20 protein-coding genes and 1 pseudogene are annotated in these 25698 nt (G+C 69.6%); 6 read left to right on the plus strand and 15 right to left on the minus strand.

Going from position 1 to position 25698, the window contains the following annotated elements; genetic code table 11:
* Positions 1-63 precede the first annotated feature (63 nt).
* Together ABZV93_RS23935 and ABZV93_RS23940 are read left to right on the plus strand one after the other, a co-directional pair.
* Positions 64-303 (plus strand): annotated as a pseudogene (locus tag ABZV93_RS23935) (MerR family transcriptional regulator); the annotation flags it as partial.
* Positions 304-344: 41 nt separating this feature from the next.
* Entirely contained in the window at positions 345-497 is a 153-nt protein-coding gene (locus ABZV93_RS23940; RefSeq protein ID WP_354939836.1) for a hypothetical protein, read from the plus strand.
* A gap of 48 nt (positions 498-545) precedes the next feature.
* Here the strand turns inward: ABZV93_RS23940 and ABZV93_RS23945 are convergent, their stop codons facing one another.
* From ABZV93_RS23945 to ABZV93_RS23990, 10 genes are all read right to left on the minus strand, one after another.
* Entirely contained in the window at positions 546-1373 is an 828-nt protein-coding gene (locus ABZV93_RS23945; RefSeq protein WP_354939838.1) for an ATP-binding cassette domain-containing protein, read from the minus strand.
* Entirely contained in the window at positions 1373-4438 is a 3066-nt protein-coding gene (locus tag ABZV93_RS23950; protein WP_354939840.1) for a hypothetical protein, read from the minus strand. Before ABZV93_RS23950 ends, ABZV93_RS23945 begins: the two co-directional genes overlap by 1 nt.
* Positions 4435-7542, minus strand: a complete 3108-nt coding sequence (locus ABZV93_RS23955; protein WP_354939841.1) for a hypothetical protein — start codon at positions 7540-7542, stop codon at positions 4435-4437. Before ABZV93_RS23955 ends, ABZV93_RS23950 begins: the two co-directional genes overlap by 4 nt.
* An 8-nt stretch (positions 7543-7550) precedes the next feature.
* Entirely contained in the window at positions 7551-8255 is a 705-nt protein-coding gene (locus ABZV93_RS23960; RefSeq protein ID WP_354939843.1) for an ATP-binding cassette domain-containing protein, read from the minus strand.
* Between the two features lie 179 nt (positions 8256-8434).
* A complete protein-coding gene (locus ABZV93_RS23965; protein WP_354939845.1) occupies positions 8435-10468 on the minus strand; it encodes an ABC transporter substrate-binding protein in 2034 nt (677 codons plus the stop codon).
* A gap of 157 nt (positions 10469-10625) precedes the next feature.
* A complete protein-coding gene (locus ABZV93_RS23970) occupies positions 10626-11519 on the minus strand; it encodes a carbohydrate ABC transporter permease (protein ID WP_354939847.1) in 894 nt (297 codons plus the stop codon).
* The gene (locus tag ABZV93_RS23975; protein ID WP_354939850.1) at positions 11516-12505 is read right to left on the minus strand and encodes a sugar ABC transporter permease; all 990 of its coding nucleotides are present in this window, start codon (positions 12503-12505) and stop codon (positions 11516-11518) included. The genes ABZV93_RS23970 and ABZV93_RS23975 overlap by 4 nt, the downstream gene beginning before the upstream one ends.
* Complete coding sequence (gene ngcE / locus ABZV93_RS23980) at positions 12502-13920, minus strand: N-acetylglucosamine/diacetylchitobiose ABC transporter substrate-binding protein (protein WP_354939853.1); 1419 nt, start codon at positions 13918-13920, stop codon at positions 12502-12504. The genes ABZV93_RS23975 and ngcE overlap by 4 nt, the downstream gene beginning before the upstream one ends.
* Before the next feature lie 220 nt (positions 13921-14140).
* The gene (locus ABZV93_RS23985; RefSeq protein ID WP_354939856.1) at positions 14141-15157 is read right to left on the minus strand and encodes a phosphotransferase; all 1017 of its coding nucleotides are present in this window, start codon (positions 15155-15157) and stop codon (positions 14141-14143) included.
* Positions 15154-15822: a hypothetical protein gene (locus ABZV93_RS23990; RefSeq protein WP_354939859.1), complete on the minus strand. Its 669-nt coding sequence runs from the start codon at positions 15820-15822 to the stop codon at positions 15154-15156. Before ABZV93_RS23990 ends, ABZV93_RS23985 begins: the two co-directional genes overlap by 4 nt.
* A 197-nt stretch (positions 15823-16019) precedes the next feature.
* On the opposite strand from ABZV93_RS23990, the gene ABZV93_RS23995 reads away from it, so the two are divergent.
* On the plus strand, positions 16020-16910 hold the full coding sequence (locus tag ABZV93_RS23995) for an LD-carboxypeptidase (protein ID WP_354939862.1): 891 nt from the start codon (positions 16020-16022) through the stop codon (positions 16908-16910).
* Positions 16907-18064, plus strand: coding sequence for a Gfo/Idh/MocA family oxidoreductase (locus ABZV93_RS24000; protein WP_354939864.1), 1158 nt, complete (start codon positions 16907-16909; stop codon positions 18062-18064). Before ABZV93_RS23995 ends, ABZV93_RS24000 begins: the two co-directional genes overlap by 4 nt.
* Positions 18065-18213: 149 nt before the next feature.
* Here ABZV93_RS24000 and ABZV93_RS24005 read toward each other — a convergent pair whose 3' ends face one another.
* Positions 18214-20220 carry an ABC transporter substrate-binding protein gene (locus tag ABZV93_RS24005; protein ID WP_354939867.1) on the minus strand — a complete coding sequence of 669 codons (2007 nt, stop codon included), beginning with the start codon at positions 20218-20220 and terminating at the stop codon, positions 18214-18216.
* Positions 20221-20284: 64 nt separating this feature from the next.
* Positions 20285-21316 (minus strand): enolase C-terminal domain-like protein, encoded by a 1032-nt coding sequence (locus ABZV93_RS24010; RefSeq protein WP_354939870.1) that lies wholly within the window; start codon positions 21314-21316, stop codon positions 20285-20287.
* Positions 21317-21484: 168 nt separating this feature from the next.
* Here ABZV93_RS24010 and ABZV93_RS24015 point away from each other — a divergent pair, with 168 nt between their 5' ends.
* Positions 21485-22153 carry a DUF1345 domain-containing protein gene (locus tag ABZV93_RS24015; RefSeq protein ID WP_354939873.1) on the plus strand — a complete coding sequence of 223 codons (669 nt, stop codon included), beginning with the start codon at positions 21485-21487 and terminating at the stop codon, positions 22151-22153.
* Between the two features lie 39 nt (positions 22154-22192).
* On the opposite strand, the gene ABZV93_RS24020 is transcribed toward ABZV93_RS24015, so the two are convergent.
* From ABZV93_RS24020 to ABZV93_RS24030, 3 genes are all read right to left on the minus strand, one after another.
* Complete coding sequence (locus ABZV93_RS24020; protein ID WP_354939876.1) at positions 22193-22549, minus strand: YciI family protein; 357 nt, start codon at positions 22547-22549, stop codon at positions 22193-22195.
* 208 nt (positions 22550-22757) lie between these two features.
* On the minus strand, positions 22758-23168 hold the full coding sequence (locus tag ABZV93_RS24025; RefSeq protein ID WP_354939879.1) for a hypothetical protein: 411 nt from the start codon (positions 23166-23168) through the stop codon (positions 22758-22760).
* 628 nt (positions 23169-23796) lie between these two features.
* Positions 23797-24243, minus strand: coding sequence for an Hsp20/alpha crystallin family protein (locus ABZV93_RS24030; RefSeq protein WP_354939882.1), 447 nt, complete (start codon positions 24241-24243; stop codon positions 23797-23799).
* Positions 24244-24322: 79 nt separating this feature from the next.
* On the opposite strand from ABZV93_RS24030, the gene ABZV93_RS24035 reads away from it, so the two are divergent.
* Entirely contained in the window at positions 24323-25066 is a 744-nt protein-coding gene (locus ABZV93_RS24035; protein ID WP_354939885.1) for a hypothetical protein, read from the plus strand.
* Positions 25067-25698 lie beyond the last annotated feature (632 nt).

Below are 25698 nucleotides of genomic sequence, written 5' to 3' on the forward strand. Positions count from 1 at the left end.
AACGACCTATGACCCACATGGCGGGATTCCCTTTGTACAAAGCGAACCTGACCTCCTGCCGAGGTGCTTCGTCAGCACACGGGCAGGCCTCCTCCCAAGGTCACAACCGGAGCAGCCGGGCGATCGTCCCGCCGAGCACGAGGTCTCGCACCTCCCCAGGTCGATCGTGACTACGAGCGCGTGGGACTCATCCGGCCCGACCGGCTTCCCAATGGGTACAGGCACTACGCGGTGGAGGACGAGGACGCGGTACGCCGGGTCCGCGCGCTGTTGGACGCGGGCCCGCCCACCCGGATCATTCGTCAGTTACTGCCGTGCGCCTCCGGCGACGCGACACTTCGTCCGTGCCCGGCGTTCTCGACAGCCTGCGCGACCAGCTGTCCGTTCTCGACCAGCGCGCCGCCGATCTGGCGACCGCTCGGGAAGTCCTCCTCCGGACCATCGCCGCCACCGAGAACTCCGGTGAGACGACCACCGAGAACGCAACCGCGCGTTGACGCAAGGCCGAAACCGTTCCCGGCCGCCCGTGTCGCCAGCCCGCGTCGTCAGTCGCCGTCGGAGTGCAGGCGTACGACTCCTTCTTCGTGGTCGACCAGGAAGAGCGTCCCGGGCGGGAACTCACCGAGCGTCTCCGGCGGCAACTGGACCGTCCCGTCACCGGCGACGACGGCGAAGTCCTGCCCGTCGCGACCCTCCGCACCGACGCGGCCGTCGCGAATGGTGACGACCCGGCCGAGCTGGGTGCCCACCTCCGGGTCGTGGGTGACGACGACGATCGTGGTGTCGCGCAGGGCGTTCACCGACTTCAGTGCGGCCACCACCTCGTCGCGCCCGGCGGTGTCGAGCTGGCTGGTCGGCTCGTCCACGAGCAGCAGTCCGGGCCCGGCCGCGATACCGACGGCCAGGGCGGCACGCTGTTGTTCTCCGCGGGTGAGCTCGGGCGGTTTCGACCTGGCCATCGCCGAAAGCCCCACCAGGTCGAGGATCTGCTCGGGTTCGGCGAGCTCGATGCCCTTGGTGGCGGCGGCCCTGCGCTGGGCGAGCCAGACGTTGCGCACCAGACTGGCGTACGGCAGCAGGTTGCGCGCGGAACCCTGCAGGACGACCCCGATCTCGGTGCCGCGCAGGCGGTTCAGCTCCGCGTCGCTCAGCTTCCCGATGTCGTACCCACCGACCACGATCCGGCCGGCCGACGGCCGCATCAGCCCGGACAGCAGGGAGATCAGCGTCGACTTGCCCGACCCGGACGGGCCGACCAGCGCCACCATCTCACCGGAGTTGATCGACAGGTCGACACCGGACAGCGCGACGACGTCGGAGCCCTCGATCCGGTAGATGTGCACGACTCTTCGGCATGCCACCGCCAAGCCCATCAGCCACCCGCCTCCTGCCGTCCCTCGGCCAGTCGCCCTTCGACCAGCCGTCCCTCGACCAGGCGGCGCTGCCACCAGCCGCCGGCGACCGCGCCCGCGACGAGCACTCCCAGCACCAGCAGCTCCAGCACTGCGACGTGCGCCCAGCGCGGCCAGTTGGCCAGCAGCGACGCGTCGACCCCGAGCGGAAGCTTTCTGCTGGTGGCAAACCATGCCACGGCGGCGGCGATCGCGCCGGTGACCGCACTGGTCACCACGATGCCGCCGTACGACCACAGCGCCGCGCCCGTGGTCAGGCGTTCGGTCGCACCCTGGATGCGGAGCGCGCGCATGCCGGGGTTCCAGGTCCGCCGGTCGACGGCCACCACCAGGGCCAGGGCGCCGAGCCCGACGAGGACGGTCACTCCCGCCGCCAGCTGGTAGGCGTGCAGGGCCATCGCGGCACCGGACTTCTCCAGCGAGTCGCGCACCCCACCGACCGTACGGTCGGAGACGATCGCCAACCCCTCCTTGCGCAACCGGTCGAGGATCTGGTTGGGGGTGCCGGGTGCGAGCCAGACCTGGGGTGTCGTGGCGAAGCCCGGCTCGGCGGTCAGTCGTTCGGCGTAGGTGAGGTCGATCAGCGCGCCCTTGGAGCCGACGCCGGGAAGGGTCGCCACCTTCGCCTTCGCCACGAAGTCGACCGGCTCGCCGTCGATGTTGGTCAGCTGCTTGCCGGGCATGGTGCCGGCGGTGATCGCGGGCAGCGGGTACGGCACGTCGACCGCGCGGAGTACGTAGTCGTGGCCGGACCGCGGCGAACTCTGGGTCAGCAGCAGGCCGTCCTCGTCGCCGATGATGCGCAGCTGGTCGGTGACCGGACCGCTCTGCGACGTACGCCAGCGGCGGGGGTCGGCGAGCTCGGCCCGGGTCAGCACGTCCTTGCCGTTCAACCGCAGGGCGGCGAGGTTGACCCCGATCCGCTGGGCCCCCACCGCGGTGGTGCTGATGCTGATCCCGGCCAGCCGGCACCTGTCCTGACACTCGCTGACCTGGGCACGGTAGATCGGCTTCCCGCCCGACACCGGCCCGAACTTCACCGCCACCTGGTCGTTCTGCGTGGTCCGCAGCAACACGGTGGCCGAGAGCGTTCCGTCGGCGGTGAAGGGGTCGGGCTCCAGGCGTACTGTCAACTCGCCGTTGCCCACGTAGATCGTCGCCGGCGCGGGCGGGCGCAGCAGGCTCGCGAGCTTCGCCGGGCTGGGCCCGTCGCCGTTGCCCGAACCAGCGGGCCACCGGCCGACCTTTGCCAGCCTGGTGGCGTCGACGCCGAGCACCGGAGGCTGGGATCCGTCCCCGCTCGGCGCGGACACCACCGCCATCGCGTGCCGGCCGGTCGGGTCGGCGGTCCGCACCGCGCGCAGGAGTTCGGTCCGGTCGACGTCTTGGACCTCGAGGACGCGTTCGGCTCCGAGCAGTTGCTCGGCAGTCGCCTGCCGTCCCTGCGCGGCCACGTCCGTGGTGGTCACGGCGAACCCGAACGTGCCGAACGCCAGCGCGAGGACGACCAGCAGCTGCACCGAACCCGGCCGGCGGGCGAGGTAGAACGCCGCGACCGACGGACCGATCCGCCCACGGCGCAGCGACCACCGGCCGATCATGCCGATCAGCGGCCGGACTCCCAGCGACACCAGCATCGCCACCGCGAGCACGACCACGACCGGAGCGGCGACCATCACCCCGACGAGGGATCCGCCGAGGGAGCGCGTCTCGGCCACGACCACGACGCCGAGCGCGACCACGACCACCTCCACCGCCGCCACGACGACGCGGCGGGAACGGGAGGGGACCTGGCGCAGCAGCGCGCCGACCGGCGCGGAGAGTTCCCGGCGCAGAGCGAGCAGGGCGGCGACGATCGTCCCGGTGGCGGCGACCCCGGCCGCGAGCAGCTGGGCCCGGTCGATGCCCACCAGGCCGGTCTCCCCCGACACGGTGAGGGTGACGAGCAGACCGGTGACCAGCAGACCGACGGGTACGCCGGCCAGCAGCGGCAACAGGCTCTCTGCCGACATGCTCAGCGCCCGCGTCGGCCACCGCGCACCCCGCAGTGCGACCGCGCCGAGCTCCTGCCGTCGGCCCCAGATGCCGTGACCGACGGCGAGGTGAATGACGAACCAGCACAGGGCGATCAGCGGCGCCGCGGCGATCGGAAGCAGCGCGCGGGCGTGCTTGCCGTGGGACTCGATCCGGTCCAGCAGGGACGGCATGGTCGACAGCAGGCCGCCGCCGTACGGGTCGTCCTGGACGAGCCGGCGTTCGGCCGCGTCGAGCTGCGAACGCACCGCCGGTACGCGCTCCGGGGTGAGCAGGCCGGTCGGCATGATCGAGTCGAGGTAGAGCGTCTCCTGCCGGTGCAGCAGGCTGCCGGTGGTCGCCCGGTTGGTCATGATCGCGGCCTGGCCGAGCCGGCCGAGCGGGTCCTCCAGCGACCAGTACGCCGACTTCGGGTTGTCCGCCTCGAAGACCCCGACGACGGTGAGCGCGACCGCCGGGCCGTCCGGTTCCCACGTCTGGTCCTTGCGGCGTACCGGAGTGAGCGTCACCTCGTCACCGGCGTGGACCTTGGCCTCGGGGACCAGCGAGGCCGGCAGGGCGACCTCCCGGCTGCCCACCGGGCACCGCCCCTGCCTGAACGTCACGTGCCTGCAGAAGCCGTCCCGAGCGAGCAGGCTGCGTGGTTCGGCGTTCGGGCGGCCGCGCTCGATCCCCCGCACGTGGAGCTGTGCCGTGGTGACCGGGGTGAAGCCCTTCAGCCGGGACCGCGCGTCGGTGTAGGTCTGCAGGCCGTCGGCCGACTCGAGCACGTCGGTACGCGGGTTGGGCGAGTCCACCGACAGCGGTGGCATCGAGACCGTGCGGTCGGCGTTGTCGGCGACGGCGACCTCGTTGCGGATGGCGGCCCGGTCGATGGCCACCGCGAACGCGGGTACGCACACCGCGGCGAGCGTGGCCGCCATCGACAGGACGAACAGGGTCAGCGCCTGGCCCCAGCGGGTGGCCAGCTGCGCGAGGACGACCGCGATCATGGCCGCGCCCGGCGTACGAGAGCGGAACCGGACGCGACGACGACCGAGCCCAGGACGACGACGGCGGCCAGCGCGGCGGCCAGGACCGGGTAGCCGCGCGCGTCCACGGTGGGCAGGACGTTCCAGCCGTCGACGAAGCCGGGGTACAGGATCCGGTCGACCGCGGCGCCGGCGACTCCGGCAACGAGCCCGATCACCGCTGCCGTACCCACGAGGGTTCCGAGCGAGCCGTAGCCGACGGCGCGGATAGCGCGCGCGCCGACACCCTGGGCACGCAGAGCGGCGAGTTCGGCCGCCCGGCCGGGGCGTTCACGGGCGGCGTCGATCAGGACGGCGCCGGCAGCAAGCAGCAGCCCGACCAGCGCGACCGCGACCTGGAAACGCACGCCGACAGCGCTGCCCTCCGCGCGCAACTGGGTCAGTCGGGTGGACATCGACTCCTCCCGCAGGGTCGTCAGCCCGTGGTCACGCAGGCTCCCGACGACCGACGCGGGTGCGTCGGCGGACAGCCACACCTGCGGGAACCCCGAGCCCGCGAGCGGGAACGGCACCAGCCGCTCGGCGTAGGTGAGGTCGACGATCGTGCCCACCTTGTCGTGGCGGGGTACGAGCGAGCCGGTCCGGACGATCTGGGCGGGCACCGCCGCGCCGGGCAGCGGGATCAGCCGGGTCTCCTCGGCCGGGTCGGGCCGCCAGCCGGCGACGAGCGCGGGCAGCAGCACCGGGGTGTCCGCGACGAACGCCCAGTCGTTGCGGTCGAGCGGGACGTTCTCCGGCGGCTGGGAGACGGTGAGGCGCAGGCTGTCCTTCCCGGCGGCGATCGTGGGGCCGAGGTCGCGGGGGCCGACCGCGGGCCGCCAGCGTGCGGGCGCGGCGAGCAGCGCCGCCGGCAACGACGACCGCTCGGCGGCCGCTCCGGTGGCACGGACGCCCGTGCCCGAAGCGCCGGCCAAACTCCCACCGCCCGCCGGATACAGGTCGACCCGCGCACCCGCCGTCGCGGGCTCGTACCCCACGCCGGTCGGGTCGGCGACGTCGCCGGTGGCGCCGTCGGCCCGCCGGTCCCCCAGCACCTGGACACCGACCAGCCGGCAGCCGGCCGTGCACTTTCCCACGTCGGCGGTGTAGGCCTTCCGGGTGTCCGTCAGCGGACCGACGATGGCGTCGACCGGCTTGCCGTCCTCGGCGGTACGCAACCGGACCCGCAGGTGCAGCGGCTCACCGTCGGGGTCCTGGCCGGACGCGTCGACGACGAGCCGGCCGGTGCGCAGGGTGACCGGGTGCGGTGCGGACGGGCGCAGCGCGGCGGCGACCGTCGCAGGCTCCCCGCCGTACTCCTTCCGCCATCCGGTGACCACGGACAGCCGGGTGGTGTCCATCGCCAGCACCGACGGGTCGCCGCTGCTCTCCCCCGGCTGGTCGACGACGGCCATGGCGTACTTCCCGCTCGGGTCGGCGGCGCGCACCGCGGCCATCAGCTGCGCCGGGTCGTCGGCGTCGACGGTCAGCACCCGGTCGGCGCCGAGCTCGAGCGCGGCCCGCTGCTCCTGGGTGCGGTTGGTGGTGTCCCAGCCGACGAACGCGGTGGTGACCAGCGCGATCGCCACCACCACCAGCGCGAACAGCCGGTGTGTCTCCGGCCGCCGCGCGGTCAGGGCCGCGATCAGCGCCATCGCCGGGCGGCCGGCCTGGCGGGCGCGGAGGGTGAGCGAGTTGGCCAGCGGCGGCACTCCCCAGGCGGCGACCAGCGCGACAGCCAGCGCGACCAGGCCGGGCGCGAGCAGCGGAAGCCCCTCCACGCTGCCGCCGACCACGACGGCCTGCACGACGCCGTACACCGAGAGGCCGACGAGCACGATGTCCACCAGTGAACGCCGCCAGCCGGGACGGCGGGTGGGGATCCGCCGCAGCAGGTCGCGCGCCGGGGTCAGCAACGTGCCGACCTGGGCGGCGACCACCGCGACGAGCCCGCCCACCAGGGTCAGCCCGAGCAGCAACAAGGCCAACAGCAGGGCGGTGCGCTGGCCGGCGGCGTCGAGCGTTCCCGCCATGGTGCGGCCGACGGCGAAGCCCGCGGCCGCACCGACCACCGCTCCACCCACCAACGGCACCACGCTCTGCCCGAGGACGAGCACCCAGCCGCGACCCGACGGCGCCCCGTGCAGCCGCCACCAGCCGACGTCCCCGCGGATCTGCACCGCGGCCTCCCGGACCACCACGGCCAGGGCGAACCACGTGAGCAGCAACAGCACCACCACGCCGACGCCCACGCCGGCGAGGACGTTGCGCCGATCCTGGGAGATCCGGTCGAGCAGGCCGTCCAGACCGGTGATGCTGGTGGAGAACCCCTGCTGCCCGAGGGTCGACAGGTCGGCGTTGATCTGTGACGCGAGCCCGTCAGTGTTCATCGTGGCGAACGCCGCGGGTGAGGCGAGCAGGTCGTAGGTGTAGGTGGTCTGTTCCCAGCCGCGCATCGTGGCCGGGACGGTGAACGCCGTCGCCTGCTTGCTGCGGTCGTCGGAGCCGAGGCCGACGAGGTAGCCGTCGGCCCAGTACGGCTCGCTGGGGTCGATCACACGGTAGACGCCGACAAGCCGGGCCCGGCTCGGCTTCTTCCCGCCGGTGAGGATGAGATCGTCACCGACCTTCAGGGACAGCTGACTGGCGAAGGCCGCCGGGAGTACGACCTGACCGGCGCCGGTCGGGCGGGACCCGGTGACCGTGAGATGGCGGTACACGTCGTCGCGGTAGGCGACCTTGACCACGGCCGCCGGGCTCTTGACCCCCACGCGGCGCACACCACCCGGTGCGAACGCGCCGTCGATCGTGGCGAACCCCGGTGGCCGGAAGGCCTTCCGGGCATCCTCCATGGCGGTCTGGGACGCGGTGTCGCTCGTACCGCGCCAAGCCGACAGCCAGCTCACCGAGACCAGCCGCTGCTCGACCGGGGCGCTTCCCACCGCGGCCACGCCGACCTGTTGCTGGGCCTTCACGGCGTAGAAGGGTGCGGCCGTGACCGCCGCGCCGGCGAGCAACGCCACCAGCATGACCACGATCGCCGGCCCACGCCGGGCAGCCAGTGCGCCCCGAAGCACCGCCCACATGCCGTCGCCTAGGCCCTTGCCGTCGTGGACGCGTTCGGGCGGACCGCGGTCGGAGCGTCCACCAGGGGCTCGGACCGGACGATCTCGGCGCGCCCGTCGACGAGGTGAAGCTCGGCGTCGCACACGGCGGCGGCGTCCGGGTCGTGGGTCGCGAACACCACGGCCGCTCCCCGGTCGGCTTCCTTGCGCAACAGGTCCATCACGGTCTGGCGGGAGACCGCGTCGAGCTCGCTGGTCACCTCGTCGGCGAGGAGGACGTCTCCGCGCAGGGCGAGGCCGCGGGCGATCGCGGTGCGCTGCTGCTGGCCGCCGGACAGTTCCTCCACCAGTTGGTCGCGCTGACCGGCGAGCCCCAGAGCCGTGAGGCACTCGACGGTGAGCCGGCGGGATTCCGCCGGGCCGCGGCCGTTGGCCAGCAGCGCCACCTCGACGTTCTCACCGGCGGTCAGGAACGTGGCCAGACCGTTGTCCTGCGGCACCAGCACCACACCCTGGGCGACGGCCCGGTCGCGGTCGCCCAGCGGCTCGCCGTCCAGCGTGACCGTTCCCTCGGCGGGGCGCAGCAGGCCCGCGATGGTGGACAGCAACGTGGACTTGCCCGCGCCGGAGCGTCCGGTGACCGCCAGCATCTGGCCCGGCTCCACGGTCACCGTCACGTCCTGCAGGACCGGTCGGCCGACGTCGTAGGCGGCGGTCAGCCGGTTCACGGACACGGTTCGCAAAGCTGCCTCGCATCACCTCGGGCCTTGAGGGCATGGTCGAACACGCCCCGGGAAACTGTGCTGCACGCTACCCGGATACCGGCGCCCGCGCGATGCCCGGCGATGCCCCAACCAGGACAACGCGTGGCCGGAAAGGGCACCGCCGCACAGCAGAGCCGGAGGGCAGCGCCCTACGACTTCTTCCAGAAGTACTGCTCGGGCGCGGACGGCCCGGGCTCGCAGCAGTCGTCGATCATCTCCCCGCCGACGCCGTGCAAGGCGTTCTGGACGACGTTGTACCTCGCCTCCGGCAGCACCGTCCCGATCACGTAGAACTCCTCCTGGGAGATGCGCAGAATCTGCATGAAGAGCTCGTCGCGCTTCTGCTTGTCCGGCGTGATCTTGATCTGGTCGAACAACCGCATCTGCCGCAGCGGGCCGGCCGGTGGCTTCTGCCCCTGCGCGCCCTTCGACTCGTACCACCGGCCCCACTCCACCGCGTACGCCGCACCGGCGTCCACCGGGAAGTACCAGCCCGGGCTGAGCATCGGCAGGTCGCCGCCGTCGCCGTCGTCCATCACCGCGTCGTGGTTGTTCGCGTCGACCCGGTTGAACAGCAGGGTGGCGTCCTCCACCTTCACCTGCACGTCGACGCCGACCTTCTTCCAGTAGCCGGACGCGAGCTGGGCGACGTCGGCCCACAGCGGGTTGAAGTTCGTACGCACCTCGACGGTGAAGCCCAGCCGCCTGCCGTCCGGGCGCAGCCGGAAGCCGTCGCTGTCGCGCTGCCGGTAGCCCGCCTTGTCCAGGTGCTCGTTTGCCTTCGCCGGGTCGTGCTGGGTGTACTGCTTGGCGAGTTGCTGGAGGTAGAGCCCGGACTCCTTGCGGGGCGAGGTCTGCCACGGCTCACCCTGGTTGAGAAGGACGACCTTGATGATCTCCTGGCGGTCCAGGGCGTACGACAGGCCGATGCGGAAGTCCTTGTTCCGCATGACTTCCCGCATCGCCGGGTCCTTGTGCGTCTGGTTGAGCAGGAACGTCGCGTCGTTCATCCGCGACGAACCGATCGCGATGAAGTGGAAGCTCCCCTTCTCCCGCCCGCGAGCGAAGACCGGCTTGCTCTGCAGGGTGACCAGCCCGGGCGTGACCAGGCTGTAGTCGCCCTGGCTGAGCTTGAGCGTGCTGACCTGCGGGTCGGTGATGATGTCGAACACGACCCGGTCAAGGTAGGGAAGCTGCCGCCCGTCGGTGTCGGCCTTCCAGTAGTACGGATTGCGGCTGACCACCAGGCGGTTGCCCGACTGCGAGGACAGCTTCCACGGATAGATGACCGGAAGCTCGGTGTTCTGCCAGGAGCCGAACTCCGTCGGGCCGCTGCCACCCTTGTTCAGGAACAGTTTCGTCCAGTCCGGCTGGCCCGCGTCCTTGGCGAGCTTGTCCGCGTCCGGGTTGTACTTCTTGTGGAACTGCTTGAGGTAGTGCTTGGGCAGGCAGTGCAGGACCGCGCCGCCCGAGGACGCGACCTGGTCGAGGAACAACCCCTGCGGTGTGGGAAAGGTGAACCGCACCGTGGTGGCGTCGATCTTCTCCAGCTTCGCCGGGTTACCGTCGGGCGCGAACTGCGCGGGCATCACCGGATAGAGGTCCTTGTTGCTCAGCACGTCCTCGTACCCGAACAGCAGGTCGTCAGCCGTGTAGGGCTTCCCGTCCGACCACTTCATGCCGGCCCGCAGCTTGAATGTGTAGACCCGGCCGTCCTGGCCGATCTCCCAGGACTCGGCGACGTTCGGCGAGATCTTGGTCTGGTCGACGTCCCACCGCACCAGTGGTTCGTACGACAACGAGCCGACCAGGTGCGGGTCGGCGTCCACCGACGTGAGGATGGTGTTCCAGGTGCCGCCGTACACTCCGCCCGGCTCGGTGGGCTTGATGACCATCGGCTTGCCCGGCATCCGCTTGGCCCGCGGCGGAAGCTTGCCGGCCTTCACCTGGTCGCTGAGTGCGGGTGCTTCCTTGAGTCCGGTGCCGGCCTTTCCGCCGCCTCCGGAACCCTTGCCGCCGTTCTTGTCCGACGGGTTGAGCGAGAGCGCCGAGCACCCGGCGACGGACAGCGCCGCAACCGAGGTGAGCCCGAACCGGAACAGGTCGCGTCTGCTCGGCCCTCGCTCCACCACTCGATCCGGCGTACGGCCCGGCCGGTGGTTCGGTGTTCCGGCTGTCGTCATGACACACACTCCTCGTCGGAGTCGGGGCCCCCGCTGGCGTGCGCCCATCGTGTCCGTACGACATCTGCGTGTAAAGGGTGAACGGCGTTTGCGGCCGACCTCGGCAACCGGGGCGCGCTGCGAGCACACCCCGGTCGCTACGAGGGAACGCTCGTGGTTACTTGACCGCCCCGGCGACGACGGAGCCGCGAAGCTGGCGCTGGAAGATGATGTACACCACGAGCACCGGCGTCACCGTGATCACGACGGCGGCGAACAGCGCGCCGAAGTCGACCGAGTAGCCGGCCTGGGACTGGAACGACGCCATCCCCTGGGTCAGCACGTAGTTGCTGGTGTCGGTGTTCAGCGCGACCGGCAACAGGAACTGGTTCCACAGGCCCAGGAAGTTGAAGATCGCCACCGACGCGATGCCCGGCCGCGCCATCGGCAGCATGACCTGGAAGAAGGTCCGCCACTCCCCCGCACCGTCGACCCGTGCCGCTTCGTACACGTCGTAGGGAAGGGTCTTGAAGAACGAGTGCAGGAAGAAGACGGTGAACGGCAGCGCGAACGCGACGTAGGTGAGGATCAGCCCGGGCAGGGTGTTCAGCAGGCCGAAGTTCTGCAGGACGAAGAACAGCGGGACGATCGCCAGGAAGACCGGGAACGTCAGGCCGCCGAGCATCAGGTAGTAGACCACCCGGTTGCCCGGAAACTTGAACCTCGCGAGCACGTAGGAGCACATCGCTCCCAGCAACATTACGATGACCAGTGCACTGCCCACGACGATGACGGTGTTCAGGAAGTACCGTCCGACACCGGACGTGGTCCACGCGTTGGCGTAGTTCTGCCACTCGAAGTGGTGCGGCCAGGTCAGGGGGTTTCCGAGGACCTCCTGGGTCGTCTTGAACGAGGAGACGAGGACCCACAGCAGCGGAAGCAGGACCACCAGTGCCCAGATCGTCAGCAGCACGTGGGCGGTCACGTTGTAGGCCACCGAGCGCTCCTGGGAGGACTCGGTGCGCGTCGGGCGCGGAGTTCGCGTCCGAGCGGTCTGGGTGACCTGCGTCATCGGCGTGCCTCCCTGTCGCGGCCGCCGGTGAGGGCGTTCACGGTGAACACCACTGCCGCGAACACGAGGGTGACGACGGCGAGCATCACACCCATCGCGGTGGCGTAGCCGAACCTGCCCTTGGTGAAGGCGGTCGTGAAGAGTTCCTGGGCCATCACCAGGGTGGAGTTCTGCGGGCCGCCGCCGGGGTTCAGCGCCGCCATGTAGACGAACGAGTCGAGCGCGGCGATGCCGAGGTAGACCCAGGCCGTCTGGATGTTGTCCCTGATCAACGGAACGATGATCGACCACGCGGTGCGCAGCCGCCCCGCTCCGTCGATCCGGGCGGCCTCGAAGACGTCGGGGTCGATGCCGCGGATGGCGGCGATGAACAACACCATGTAGAAGCCGACGAAGCTCCAGATGATGGCGAACATCGACGCGGCCATGGCGGTGCGGGCGTCGCCCAGCCAGGCGAAGTTGTCGAACCCGTGGAGCCCCACGCTCGTGAGCGCTGCGTTGAGGATGCCGCGCGCGGGGTCGTAGATCTGGGCCCAGATGATGCCGATGACGATGCCCGGAATGGTGTACGGGAAGAACGACACCACCCGGTAGAGGTTGGAGTGGCCCAGACCGCGGACGGTGCCGGTGCCACTTCCGCCGACGGTCATCAGCGTCGCCAGGACGAGCGACATGACGATGGTCACCGCGGGCACGACCAGGCCGAGCACGATGCTGTTCTGGATCGACTGGACGAACTGGTCGTCCTGGAACAGGCGCACGTAGTTGTCGAACCCGACGAAGTTCATCGTGTCGCTGAACCCGCTCCAGTCGGTCAGCGAGTAGTACAGCGCCTGCACGAACGGCGAGATGACGAAGACGAAGAAGATCACCAGCGGCAGGCCGAGGAACACGGCGAAGAAGCTCACCCGGTCGAAGGTGAGCGGACGCCGGCGTCCCCGGCCGGACCGCCGGGTGGCGGCCGGCCGGGTGGTGGAACTGCTCACGTAGTGACCTTGAGCTTCTTGACCGAGGAGTCGTTGGCGACCTTGTCGCTGATCTGCTGCAGGCCCTTGGTCAGCTGCGAGGCATCGATCTTGCCGGACAGGAAGGAGTTCCACACCGTCAGCTGGTCGGAGTTCAGGCCGTAGTAGGTGCCGAACTGGTAGTTGAACACGTTGGTGCCCGCGGCGGACAGCATCGAGGTCTGCGACACCAGCGCGGACGAGCCGAAACCGTCAGCGGGCACCGTGTCCTTGACGATGGTCGGGGCGAGGCGCGTCTTGCTGAAGTTCGTCGCCGCGTCCTTGGACAGCATCGCCCGCAGGATCTCCTTGCCACCGGCGGAGTTCTTCGCCTTGCTCGGGACGACGAAGGGCTCACCCGCGGCACTGCGCAGCGACTCGTACGGCATCTCCGGGCTGTCGGTGACCGTCATCTCCGGGATTCCGGTCATCTTGAAGTCGGCCTTGGTGGCCTTCTTCATCTCGTTCTCGATCCAGCCGCCGGAGGGGTAGAGGATCGCCTGCTGGTCATTGCTCCACTTCGCCTGCGCGGAGGTGAACTGGGTGCCCGCGCCGCCCGGGACGAAGTAGCCCTTCTGCACGCAGGTCTGTAGAGCCTTGAACACTTGCTGCAGGGCAGGGTGCGACCAGGCCTTGGGCTCGAGGTTCTCCAGCGCCAGCCGCACCTCCGGGCCGCCCTCCTTGATGGCGGAGTCCATGGCGAGCGTGTGGTAGTAGGTCGCCGCCTCCTTGCCCCACACGAAGAGGTACTTGCCCTTGGCCTTCGCCTTCGCGCCCAGGGCGATGGTCTCGTCCCAGGTCTTCGGAGCGGTCCAGCCGTTCTGGTCGAACAGCGTCTTGGAGTACCACACGGCGTAGACGGTCATCGCGTAGTTCATCGCGGCGAACTTGCCGCTGAACGTCCCCGGGTCCTTCACGTGGGGATACACCGTGTCGGCGATCTTGGCGCCTTCGTAGTTGTTCGCCTCGAACAGGTCGTCCAGCGACTCCAGCTGGTCGACGATGGTGTTGAAGCCGATCTGGTTGGCACCGGAGTTGTCGATGACGTCGGGCGGGTTGCCGCCGACGAAGCGGGGCTGCAGCTGCTGGGCGATCTGCGTCGTCGGGGTGACCTTCGTCTTGGTCGAGAACTTGCCGTCGACCTGCTTGGCGGCGAACGTCACGTAGTCGTAGCCGTAGCCACCGTTGAAGATCACCGCCTCGATGGCGGCGCTCTTCTCCAGGCCGAAGGGATTGCTCGCCGACTTGCCGGACTTGGCGGGCTGTTCCTTCTTCGAACCGGAGTTGCCGGTGGTGCCCGCGGCGCAGCCGGCCAGTGCCCCGCCGAAGGGTGCGAGGGCGGCCGCACCAACGGCCCCCTGCAGGATGCGCCGCCGGCTGATCCGCTTGTCGTTCATGTCCATGGTGTGGTGCGACCTTCCGTGTCGGTGATGAAGCGGTGCCGCAGCGTCAGGCAGCGTAGTGCGGCCGCGAGACACCCAACAAGGGTTTGCCGATGCGCTTGGCAGACTTGTAATCAACGGTGGGAGAACGGTGGAGCGCTCACGACAGGCATCACGCAGAGTCACCGCGGTCACCGTCCGTCGGCGCTGGTGCTCAGGCGCGGTGCGGCATGACTCACCCGACGAGGCGGAGGATCTCGTCGAACAGGTCGGTGGTCGGCGGGTTGGTGAGCGTATCGACGGCCGCGCGGTCGGCGTACTCGCGCATGTCGGCTGCCTGCTCCGTGTCGAGGCTGCACGCAGCCTGGGCGGAGACGTAGTTCAGGTAGCCCGCGAGGTTCGCGCTGAACGACTCCATCCCGGTCACTCGCCCGTGACCACCGGCGAGCCGGTAGGCGTCCAGGAACTCTCGTACCCGGTCCGCGTGGACGACGCCTTCCTCGGCGCACCAGCTGGCCAGCACGCCGGCCAGCATCCGGTCCGGCATGCCCGGTCCGGCGTCCTCCCAGTCCAGCAACACGTGACGTCCGGAGCGGTCGACGAGCACGTTCTGCGGCTGGAAGTCCAGGTGGCTGTAGATCAACTCGGTCCGATCGATCGGTTTCACCTGTGCGCACTGGGCGTTCAGCAACGGGATCCGCTGCTCCAGCAGGGATGCCCAGGGCCGCCGGGCTGCCTTCCCCTTGGCAAGCAACGCTTGCCACTGCTCCGGAGTGGGCACCTGGTCGTACCACGGGTCGGGAGCGACGTCGGCGTAGGAATGCCGCAGACCGTGCAGGACCCCGAGCGTGTGCCCGACCCACCGGACGATGCCTGGTTCGCCCGCGTCGACCGGGCGCCCTTCCACCCAGCTGAACACCCGCACGTCCGCGCCGCCGAGTTCGGCCGGAAGGATGCACACGTACCGGCCGTCGGTCGTACGCAGGTTGGCGGGTGAGTCGACTCCGGCGTTCGCGGCGGCGTCGCGGAGGGCGGCCTCGCGTACCACAGTGGCCTCGTCGTGACCCCAGAACAGTTCCTTGACCGCGTAGTCGTCGGTGCCGATCGACAGCCGCCAGATCCGGCCCATCGCACCCCGCACGATCGGGACCAGCCTGCCCTCTCCCGCGCGCTCGCCGTCGTCCAGCGCGAACTGCTCGCACACGTAGCGGATCGTCGCCGACGTCGGCTCCAGCCTGCGCTGTCCGGTCATGACGTCACCGGAAGCCGGAGAGCCGTCAGCGCCTGGCCGAGCACCTCGTCCGCGGACGCCGATGCGTCGAGGTCGACGACTTGCCAGCCGGTGGTCCGGAGAATGTCAAGGTCGGCTTGCTTCAGCACCTGCACGCTCTCCTGGTAGTGGACGATCCGTTCGAACGCCGGCCCCTCGGACACGCCGTGCTCGTCGGCGATGCGAGCCCAGTAGTCGACCCAGCCGCGACCGCGTTCCGCCGCGGCCCGACGAGTTGCCTGCCGAACGTCGCCCCTCAGGGACACGACGAGCGGCGTCCTCTCCTCGGCGAGCAGACGTACGTCTCGCACCAGCGTTCGGAGTCTGGCCGGGTCCGACGCTGCCCACGGCAGGTCGCTCGCCATGCCTGCGCAGTTCCAGTCGAAGATTCCCCAGGCGTTCCCGGCTCGCTGCGCTTCGAAGGTCGCGGCGTACGCGGGCAGGAAGTGCTCCGGCGTCGGGAAGTCCTTGGTCCGGAAGCCCTGGGCGACCTCGGCGAACTCCGGGCGCGTGAACAGGTCCTCTTCGGGAAACAGGTCGACCGGCGAGCCGCCTGCTCGCAGGACGCGGGCGAGGGAGGCGGCGAGGGTCGACTTCCCGATCCCGGGCGCGACACCTTCGATCATCACCAACCGGGGTCCCGTCACCGGGTGAGCATGTCCATTTCGGCACACCGGGGCAACCTGTTTTGACCAGTCCAGAGTTCAATCGGCTTCCCCCTGCCACACTGACCCGCATGGTGCCGCGCAGCGCGTCCTTCCCATCGGCTCGGTCTTCCGTAGGCGTCAACACTTCCGGGGAGTCGTCGGCTCTGCTTCCCCCACGGTTGCGGCCCGGTGACCGCGTGCGGTTCGTGTCCCCCGCCAGTCCACCGAGCCGGGAGGGCGTGGAGCGCGGCGTCGAGATTCTCACCGGCTGGGGCCTGCGGGTCGAGGTCGCCGAGCACGTCTTCGACCAGGTCGGCTACCTGGCCGGCACCGACGAGGATCGGCTGGCCGACCTCAACGCGGCCCTGCGCGACCCGGGCGTACGCGCTCTCTTCGCCACCAGGGGCGGCAAGGGTGCCTATCGCATCGCCGGCGACCTCGACTTCGACGCTGCCAGGCGCGACCCGAAACCGTTGGTCGGGTTCAGCGACGTCACCCATCTGCATCTCGCGTTGTGGCGGCACTGCCGGCTTGCGGGCATGCACGGCCCGTTCGTCAACTGGTACGACGAGTACACCGGCCCCGACGCTGCGGACGGCCTGCGCCGGGCGCTGATGACCACGGATACCGTGACGGTGCACGCGGACCCGGACGCACCCACCGCGAAGGTCACGCTCAAGGGAACGGCGTCCGGCTTCCTCCTCGGTGGCAATCTCACCGCGATCTGCACCGAGGTCGGCGCGGGCCTGCCCAGTCTGGATGGCGCGATCCTGTTCGTGGAGGACCAGAAGGGCACCGGGCTGGGCCAGGTCGACCGGCAGCTCACCCAGCTGCTGAGGTCCGGTTCACTGGACGGAGTGCGGGGCGTTGCGGTCGGTCAGTTCCCCGGCTTCGAGCAGGACACCGTGCACGGGTGGACCATCATCGACGTACTCCGTGACCGTCTTGCCAGGCTGGGCGTTCCGATCCTCGGCGGCATTCCGGTCGGCCACGCGAAACGACTCGACCTTCCTACTCTGCCGCTCGGTCCACGAGCCACGATAGACACCGAGGCACGCACCCTGACCATCGAGGCAGGTGTCCGATGACCGGCCAGGACATCCTTCGGATCGGAATCGCCGGGGCGGCGCGAGGAGCAGGGTTCGTCGACGGGATCCGGGTGGCGGAGTCGGCGGGGACCGCTCGCCTGGGGGCGGTCTACGACCCCGACCCCCCGGCGGCCGAACGCTTCTCCCGCGAGTACGACGTGCCGGCGCCCTGCACGAGCTTCGAGGAGTTGCTCGAACGCGTCGACGCCGTGGTGCTCTCCTCCCCGCAGCACCACCACACGCCCCAGGCGATCGCCGCGCTCGGTGCCGGCGTGCACGTGCTGTCGGAGGTACCCGCCGCGGTGAGCCTGTCCCAGAGCGAGGCGCTCGTCGCCGCCGTCCGAGCGAGCACGGCAACGTACGCCATGGCGGAGAACCTCTGCTACACCCGCCCCAACCTGATCGTTCGTACGATGGCGCGCTCCGGCGTCTTCGGGGAGCTCTACTACGGCGAGGGTGAGTACCTCCACGACGTCCGCGACCTGCAGCACACCCCCGGTGGGCAACGCAGTTGGCGGTCGTACTGGCAGACCGGCCGCAACGGCTTCACCTATCCCACGCACAGTCTCGGCCCGCTGCTGCAGTGGTTCGACGACCGCATCGTCGCCGTCAGCTGTGTGGGCACGGGCAACCACACCGCGCCCGAACACGAGATCGACGACACCGTGCTCCTGCTCGCCCGCACCCGGCGCGGCGCCCTGCTGCGCGCCCGCCTCGACATGCTGTCCAACCGGCCACACCTGATGGACTACTTCTCGTTGCAGGGAACCACCGGCGCCTACAAGGCGGCGCGGGCAAACGGACAGGAACCCCGGGTGTACGTGCGCGGGCGCAGCGGCGAGAACACGTGGGATCCGCTTGAGTCCTGTGCGGCCGACTTCCTGCCCACCCGGTATGCGCACGCACCAACCGAGGCAGGGCACTGGGGCGCCGACGCCTGGCCGATCCTCGACTTCATCGAGACCGTACGCGAGGGCCACCCACCGCAGGACTCGGTGCCGGTCGACGTCTACGCCGCGCTGAACATGTCCCTCCCCGGGATCGTTTCCGAGACCTCCATCCACCAGGGCGGAGCCTGGATCGCGGTCCCCGACCCGGCGAGGTTCACCGCCGGCATCGGCACCCAGCCCGGCCGCGAGAGCCCGCTCGCCTGACCCCGAACGGCACCAGACCCGGCTCCCGTAGGAGCCTCGGCGACACCCGTGGCGCGGGACTCGGGCACGAACACCGCGGTGTATCCGATCGCGGCGACGACGATCGGCACGTTGACCCAGAAGATCGAGTGCCGGCCGAAACCGCCGCTTCAGTCCGGGGAGATGAAGTACTGGTGCGGGTCGGTCGGTCCCGGGGTCGGGTACCACGCACCCGTGCTGGCGATCATGGACTTCGGGACGTTGTGGAAGTCGTTGCGCACGATGCCGTACCCCGTGGCGGGCAGGACGACCCCGATCAGCGTGAACTCCTCGGCGGCGATCTGCACAACCTGACGCATGAGTTCGTCCTGTCGCTTCTCGTCGACCGTCGTCCGGATCTCGTCGTAGAGCGTCATCTGGCGACGGATGGGCGCGGGCGGCTTCTCGCCGGCCTTGCCGCCGCTCTCGTACCACTGCACCCAGGGCACGAAGTGCTCGGTCCCGTGGTGCGGGAAGACCGCACGAGGGTCCATCAGGATGTTGAGCCCACCGAAGTCGACGTCGATGGAGGCGTCCGGCAGGTTGGCCTCGGTACGCGTCGCCATCAGGGTGGCGTTCCACACTCGCGGTTCCGACACGAGCCCGACCTCGCGCCAGTAGCGGCTGACGAAGTCGGCGACGTCGGGAAGTGCCGGACTGTCCCACTGTCCGGTGCACTCGAGCAGGATCGAGATGCGGTTTCCGTCGGGACCGAGCCGATAGCCTGATCCGTCGCGCCGGCTGAAGCCCGCGCGGTCGAGGTAGGCGTTCGCCTTCGCCACGTCGTACGCGGTGTACTGCTTGGCGAGTCGTTCGTTGTAGTACTTCGACTCCCGCCGCGGCGACGTCTGCCATGGTTCGCCCTGGCGCTGGTAGACGGTGTTGATGATCTCCTGCCGGTTCAGGGCGTACGACAGTCCGATCCGGAAGTCCTTGTTGCGGTAGATCTGCCGCTTCACCGGATCCTTGTGCGTGAGGTTGAGGGTGATCACGGCGTCGTTGACGAGTTCTGAGGTGAGGTCGAAGAAGTCGTAGTTGCCCTGCTTCCTGCTCCGCGCCAGCACCGGCTTGTTCCGCAGGATGTTGATGTGCCGGTCCACCTCGCCGAACTCGCCGTTCTGCGTCTTCAGCAGTGCTGCTTCGAGGTTGGCCATGACGTAGTAGTGGATCTCGTCGATGTAGGGAAGCTGCCGTCCCTCGGTGTCGACCTTCCAGAAGTACGGATTCCGCTTGGCGATGATGCGGTCGAGTCCGTTGCCCAGTGGCGATGTGACCACCCAGGCGCTGAGCACGGGCAGGTCGGGGTTGGTCGACCAGTCGGCCTGGTTCAGGAACAGCTGCACCCAGTCGTCCAGGCGAGCATTCTTGACCAGCTTCGCGATTCCGTCCGGGTTGTACTTCCGGTGGAAGCGCTGAAGGTAGTGGCGGGGCTTGCCGATGATCTCGTCGCCGTACCCTCCGGCCAGCACCCGCGGCAGAAGCCCGTGAGGAGTGTCGTACCGGAAGACGACCGTGTGGTCGTCGATCTTCTCCACCTTCGGCGGCTTGCCGCTGCTCAGCATGTCCGTCGGACGCACCGGTGTCAGCTCGTCGTTCATGAAGAGGTCGTCGTACCAGAACATGATGTCGTCTGCGGTGAACGGATGACCGTCGGACCACCTCACGCCCTGCCGGAGCCGGAAGACGTACTCCCTACCGTCCTTGCCGACGTCGTACGACTCGGCCAGGTCCGGGATGATCCCGCTCCAGTCGCGGTTGTAGCGGAGCAGGCCGTTGTAACGCTGCTGCCGATCCATCCACGCGGCATAGTCGCCGCTCACCAGCAACGAGTGCCAGATTCCCCCGTAGGTGCCTACTCGGTCGACCGGCGTGACGACGAGGGGGTTGGACGGCAGCCGGTCCTTCAGCGGCGGCAGCTTCCCCTGCCTCACCAGCGCGGCCAGCACAGGTGCTTCCTTCTCGGTACGCCCACCGGCCCGGCCGGACCCGTCCGCCGCGCCGCCGTCTCGCGACCGCGGTTTCTGCGGGTCGGTGGCGAAGAACTGACAGCCCGGCAGGGAGAACGCCGCCCCCGCCGCCACGGCGGTCCGGACGAAAGCCTTGCGGCTCAACCCTCCTGCTGCCTTCGGATCATCCATCGCGTCTGCCCTCCACCGAGTCGATGGTGTGGGTGCAGGCCGAGGTTGACGGCCGGCCCGTGGGTCACATGTCGTGTCCGATGCCGGGAGCAGTCGGGGCCTGGACGTGCCCGTCGGGCCCGACTGCGGCTTCGCGCTGTACCGGGTTGGTGTAGATCAGGGACTCGTAGTACGTCGTGTTGGGGATCGCCATGCACAGGTTCCGATTGACGACTCCGCCGCCGTGCACCTCCGCCCGGATCCGGAACGCGTCGGCCAGGTGGGCGATCCGCATCGCGCCGGTGATCCCGCCCTTGAACGCGGCACTGGTGCGGACGAATGCCGGTGACACCGCGGTGATGAAGTCCGCGGTGTTCATGTGTGCGCCGTCGGAGGTTTCCGCCACCAGCAGCGGGATTCTCACCTTCTCCGAAAGGATGCGGTAGGCGGTGATGCTGAACTCACGCATCGGCTCCTCGTACCAGAGGTATCCCGCGTCGGAGAGGGCGTGACCGAGGTAGAGCGCGTCGGGAAGGTCGAAGCCCGCCGACCCGTCGTACATCAGCGGCACCTCGTCGCCCACGTGCTCGCGCAGGGCCACGCAGAGCCTGGCGTCCTCACGGGCATCGCCCCAGGCGTGCAGCTTGATCGCCGGGTAGCCGAGCGCGAGGCACTGGTCGGCGACGTCGAGGTACTCCTCCACCGAGGCGAAGGTGACGGTGCTCGCGTAGGCGGGAATCGACGTGCGGAAGCCGCCGAGCAGTTGGTGGACCGGCACTCCCGCGGCCTTGCCCGCAAGGTCCCACAGGGCGACGTCGAGGACGCCGAGGGCGTAGATCGGGAGTTCTTCGATCCGGTCGACCTCCCAGACCCGGTGCCAGAGGTACTCGCGCAGCAAGGGGTTCTGGCCGACGAGTTCGTCCCGCAGCCGCCGGGCGACGACCTCGGCCACGATGGATCCCCTTCGGGCGTAGGCCACACCTTCGACGCCCGAGTCGGTGAGAACGCGGACGACCGCCAGGTTGCCCGGCGACGAACCGGGAATTCCTCTGCGCCAGCGGTAGGTCGGTCCTGGTGGTGCGTCGACCACATCGACCTTCACGTCGGTTATTCGCATGACTCAAAGTAGCTACGCACGTACGTCGTGACCACCGCCGTCGCCGTCCGCCGGCGGCCGATCGTGGACGCGGGGCGGTTTTACGTGGCGGCCTGATCGGTAGGTAGTGCATGCCACAGGTCTTCGCCGGAAGGGTGCGCGGAGTACGTCGGGAAGGTACGTGTGCAGGTGACGCGGTCCAGACGGGTGTCGAACGCGGCCGGCGCATCAGCGCGCCGGGCCGTGCTGGTCGCGACCGCCTGCGGGCTGGTCGCGGCGGCCGTCGCCGCGCTCGCACTGCCGGCGCCGTACCTTCCCCTGATCGGCTGGGACGTGGGCGCGCTGGCCTTCCTGTTCGTCATCTGGCGACGTGTCGGCCCGCTCGACGGCCCGGCGACCGCCGCCGACGCGAGCCGGGAGGACCCCACCCGCGCCGTCGCCGATCTGGTGCTGCTCGTGGCCGCGCTGGCCAGCCTGCTCGCGATCGGCTGGATGATCGTACGAGCGAACGACCGGCAACCGCTCGATGTCGTCCTGCACGTCGGGCTCGGGGTCGCCAGCGTGATCGTCTCGTGGGTGGTGGTGCACACGATCTTCACGCTTCGGTACGCCCGGCTGTACTACTCGGACGCCCGCGGTGGCGTGGACTTCCACGACAGCGACCCCGATGCCCAACCGCGCTTCGTCGACTTCGCCTACATCGCCTTCACCGTCGGGATGACCTACCAGGTCTCCGACACCGAGCTGCGCAACTCCGCCTTTCGCGCCCACGTGCTGCGGCAGGCGCTGATGTCGTACCTCTTCGGCGCGGTCATCCTCGCCCTGCTCATCAACCTGGTCGCCGGCCTGAACCGCTGACGCCGGCCGGTGGGCTCGGACGCCGGCCGGCGTGGGGGCTCAGTCCCGGACGCGGACCGGCCGGATCTCCACCCCGCCGTGCCGGGTCTGCACTTCCGGCAGCCGGGACGCCAGCTTGATCGCCTCATCGAGGTCCGAGGCCTCCAGCAGGTAGTAGCCGCCGAGCACCTCCTTGGTCTCCACGAACGGCCCGTCGGTGACCATCAGCCGCCCGGAAGCGTCGTTGCGCAGGCTGGTCGCCGCGCTCGTCGACTCCAGTTCGTTGCCGCCGAGCAAGCCGGACCCGGCCGCGGCTGCGAACTCGCCGTGCGCCTTCATGTAGTCCTGCACCTCCTCGGCCGTCAACGCGTCCCACTTCTGCTCGTCGCCGTAGATGAGCACCAGGTACTTCGCCATGGCTGATGTCCGTTTCGTGCGGGGGCTCGGTCGGCCCGTTCGGGTCGGTGACGAACGAGGTGTCCGCCGATCGACACTTTGCCCGCTCCGGCACGATTCGGCACGATGCGGCACGGGGGAGAGGTCACCTCCGCGGTGCTTCAGGAGGTGGCCGAGGAGATCACCGCGTCGCCGGTGGACTCGCTGCTGCACCCGCGGTAGAGCCGGGTCACGCCGCCTCGTCGGCGTACTCGGGCTGGACGTGAACGAGATCGGTGAGAAGTTCGCCGAGCAGGTGGACCGGTGGCCGGCCGAACGGCGCGTGTGCCCGCAACGCCTCGGCGAGGTCGTCGTCACCGTCGGCGGCACCGTCTCGCAGGACGTGCAGAGCGCGGCGGAGGAGGCGTACGTCGTCATGGCGAACCGGCCCGCCGGTGACCAGACCGTCCTGGACGCGGCGTACGGCATGAAGGGACTGCTGCCCGGCCAGTGGCACGGGGAGGATCAGGAAGTCGTCAGCGTCCTCCCAGGTCGCGAGGGTGTCCAGAACGTCCTCGAGCCAGCGCAGGTGACGCGCGAGGGGCTCGGTGTTCGCGATCCGCGACGACTTCGGGGCTGGGGCAAGGACGGTGACGGCCATGTCGAGGTTTCCTCCGTGGACCAGACGGGGCGTGACTGCCATGAGCGCAGTCCGCGGGTGGAACTGTCATTGACTGCTGTGGGCGGTGCGATGCCTGCCGGGTGCCGTCGAGTCCTGAACCGGACGTGAGTGGGAGCCGAAGATGCCGCTGCGCTCGGGGTTGCGAGGGACTCGGCAGGCATCGCACCGCCGTCGTTCGAGCAGATTCGTCGAGGAGCTGGACCTCACCTCCTGGTCGTCTTCAGCCTTACGAGTCGTGCTTTCAGCTGTGCTCCGGCATCCGAACCGGGCTGGGCGGGCCTCGCTGCCGGCCACCCGCGCTACGGGAAACCGCCGAGGACTCGAGCCTTCCGGTGCGGGTGTGACGCTGCCTTCCGCGGAACCGCCGAGGCCGCCGTGGCGGTCGCCGCGGAGGGCCCAGGCGGCGTACGGGCGGAGGGGGTGGCTCCTCCCAGCACGCCGCCACCAGCTCGTCGAACTCCGCGCGGAGCAGGCCCGGATCGCCGCAGACCAGATCGAGGAACGCCGCCGCTTCGTCGGCGATGTGCGTACCAGCCACTGTCGCCACCAGCCTTCCCACGATGTCCGCTGCGGGTCGTCTCCTGGTCGGTCGGCGCCGAGGCGCCGCTCAGGCGTTGATCTGCTTCTTCTCCGAATCGGTACTGGAGATGGAGATCCTGCGGGGCTTGGCCTTCTCGGCGACGGGAATCCGCAGTGTCAGTACGCCGGCTTCGTACGTCGCCTCGAGATGCTCGGTGTCCAACGTGTCACCGAGGAAGAGCTGCCGGGAGAAGACACCGAGCGGGCGTTCGCAGACCTGCATCTCCACGCCCTCGCCCACCTCGGGCGGGCGGCGTTCGGCGCGGACGGTGAGCACGTTGCGCTCGACGTCGAGTTCGATCGCGTCCGCGGTGGTACCGGGAAGATCGAACGCGACCACGAAGTGGTCACCGGAGCGGTAAGCGTCCATCGGCATCGGGTTCGGCCGGGACCACGTGCCAGGAGAGTTGCCTCCGCCGAGAGTCTGCTGGGCGAGTCGGTCCAACTGCCGGAAGGGGTCCGTGCGCATCAACATCGTCCCCTGCACCTCCTGATCGTCGACTTGGACGGGAGTTCGTCAATGCACGAGTACCTTGTAGCATGTCATCGAACCGATGACAAGTAATTCCGTCAGCATCGCGCTGACATTTCGTCCGACCTCCCGGGAGCGCCGACCGATGGCCCGAACGCACGACACCTCCGGGCAGCGGACCCGGCGGCCCGCGCCCGGGCCCGCCCCGACGGGCAACGCGTCGACCGCGGCTGAGGCGATGGCCGAGCTGTCTGACCTGATGGCCCGGCTCGACCGGGGTGCTGACGGGCAGGTCGTCCTGGAGGCTCTCGGGACGCTTCGTCGGCTCCGCGACCAGCTCGCGGCCTGGGAGCCGTCCCTGATCGACGCCGCGCGTACGCAGGGGCTCACCTGGACCGAGATCGCCCCGGCGCTGGGACTGGCCAGCCGCCAGGCCGCCGAGCGCCGCTTCCTGCGGCTCAACCCCCAGGCCGGCGACCAGGCCGCCACCACCCGCGAACAACGCGTCCAGACCACCCGCGACCGGCGTTCCGGCGACCGGGCCGTGGCGGCGTGGGCTCGTGCCCACGCCGCCCAGCTTCGTGAGCTGGCCGGCCAGATCAGTGCGCTTCCCGTGCGCGACCAGGGCGGGCGAGCGGCTCGCGAGGCCATCCACGCCGCGTTGGGGCACGACGACGCCGCCGCGCTCCTCGCCCCGCTGCGGGCCAGCGAACCCGCGCTGCGGCGAAAGCACCGGGTGCTCGCCGAACGCATCAGCTCCCTCGACGAGACGACCACCCGGATCCGCGACGCCGACCACAGCCGGCGCAACCCGGCAGCCGGGTGAGCCGAAACCGCCGCGATCTTTTCCTGCGCTCTACGGTTGTTGGCGATCAACAGGGGTAGGTGCGGTGGTGGTTGAACAGTCAGCCGATGCGGCGTCACCGCATGACGTGCCCGCGAAGCCGACCACGACTCGACATCTTCTTTCTTTACCTGACCAAGCTCCACGCATTGTTTGTCCATGTCCGCGACCGGAGCAGTCTCTCCGTTCCACCTGATCGGTGTTCCGACGGCACCCTGGCCACGCCGGGTGTCTCGCTCACGAGATCGCCAACCACCCCCAAGACCGGGCAGTCGGCTCAAGCCCCCGTCGGCTGCCCGCACCACCACCGGCGATCCGTCGACCATCAGCACGGCGCAGAATCGCTTACAGGTAGAGGATCTGGTGGATCGAACGGGCGTCATCACGCCGCACACGGACGACTTCGCCGAGCAGGCGACGGTCTGGGAGTAGCCGCCGACCTGGCCGGACGACGCCGACCTGACGACAGTTTGGCAAGCTGGGAAGACTTTTGGGTGTCATAGCCCCCATAAGTCTTCCCAGCTCGGCATTGGCATACAAGTGTGGAGACCTACGGGGCTACAACCACCGTAGGTCTCCACACTTCATGACCCCCGCGCCCCCCGTGACCACCG

Source organism: Actinopolymorpha sp. NPDC004070 (assembly GCF_040610475.1).
In the GTDB taxonomy this organism is placed as follows: domain Bacteria; phylum Actinomycetota; class Actinomycetes; order Propionibacteriales; family Actinopolymorphaceae; genus Actinopolymorpha.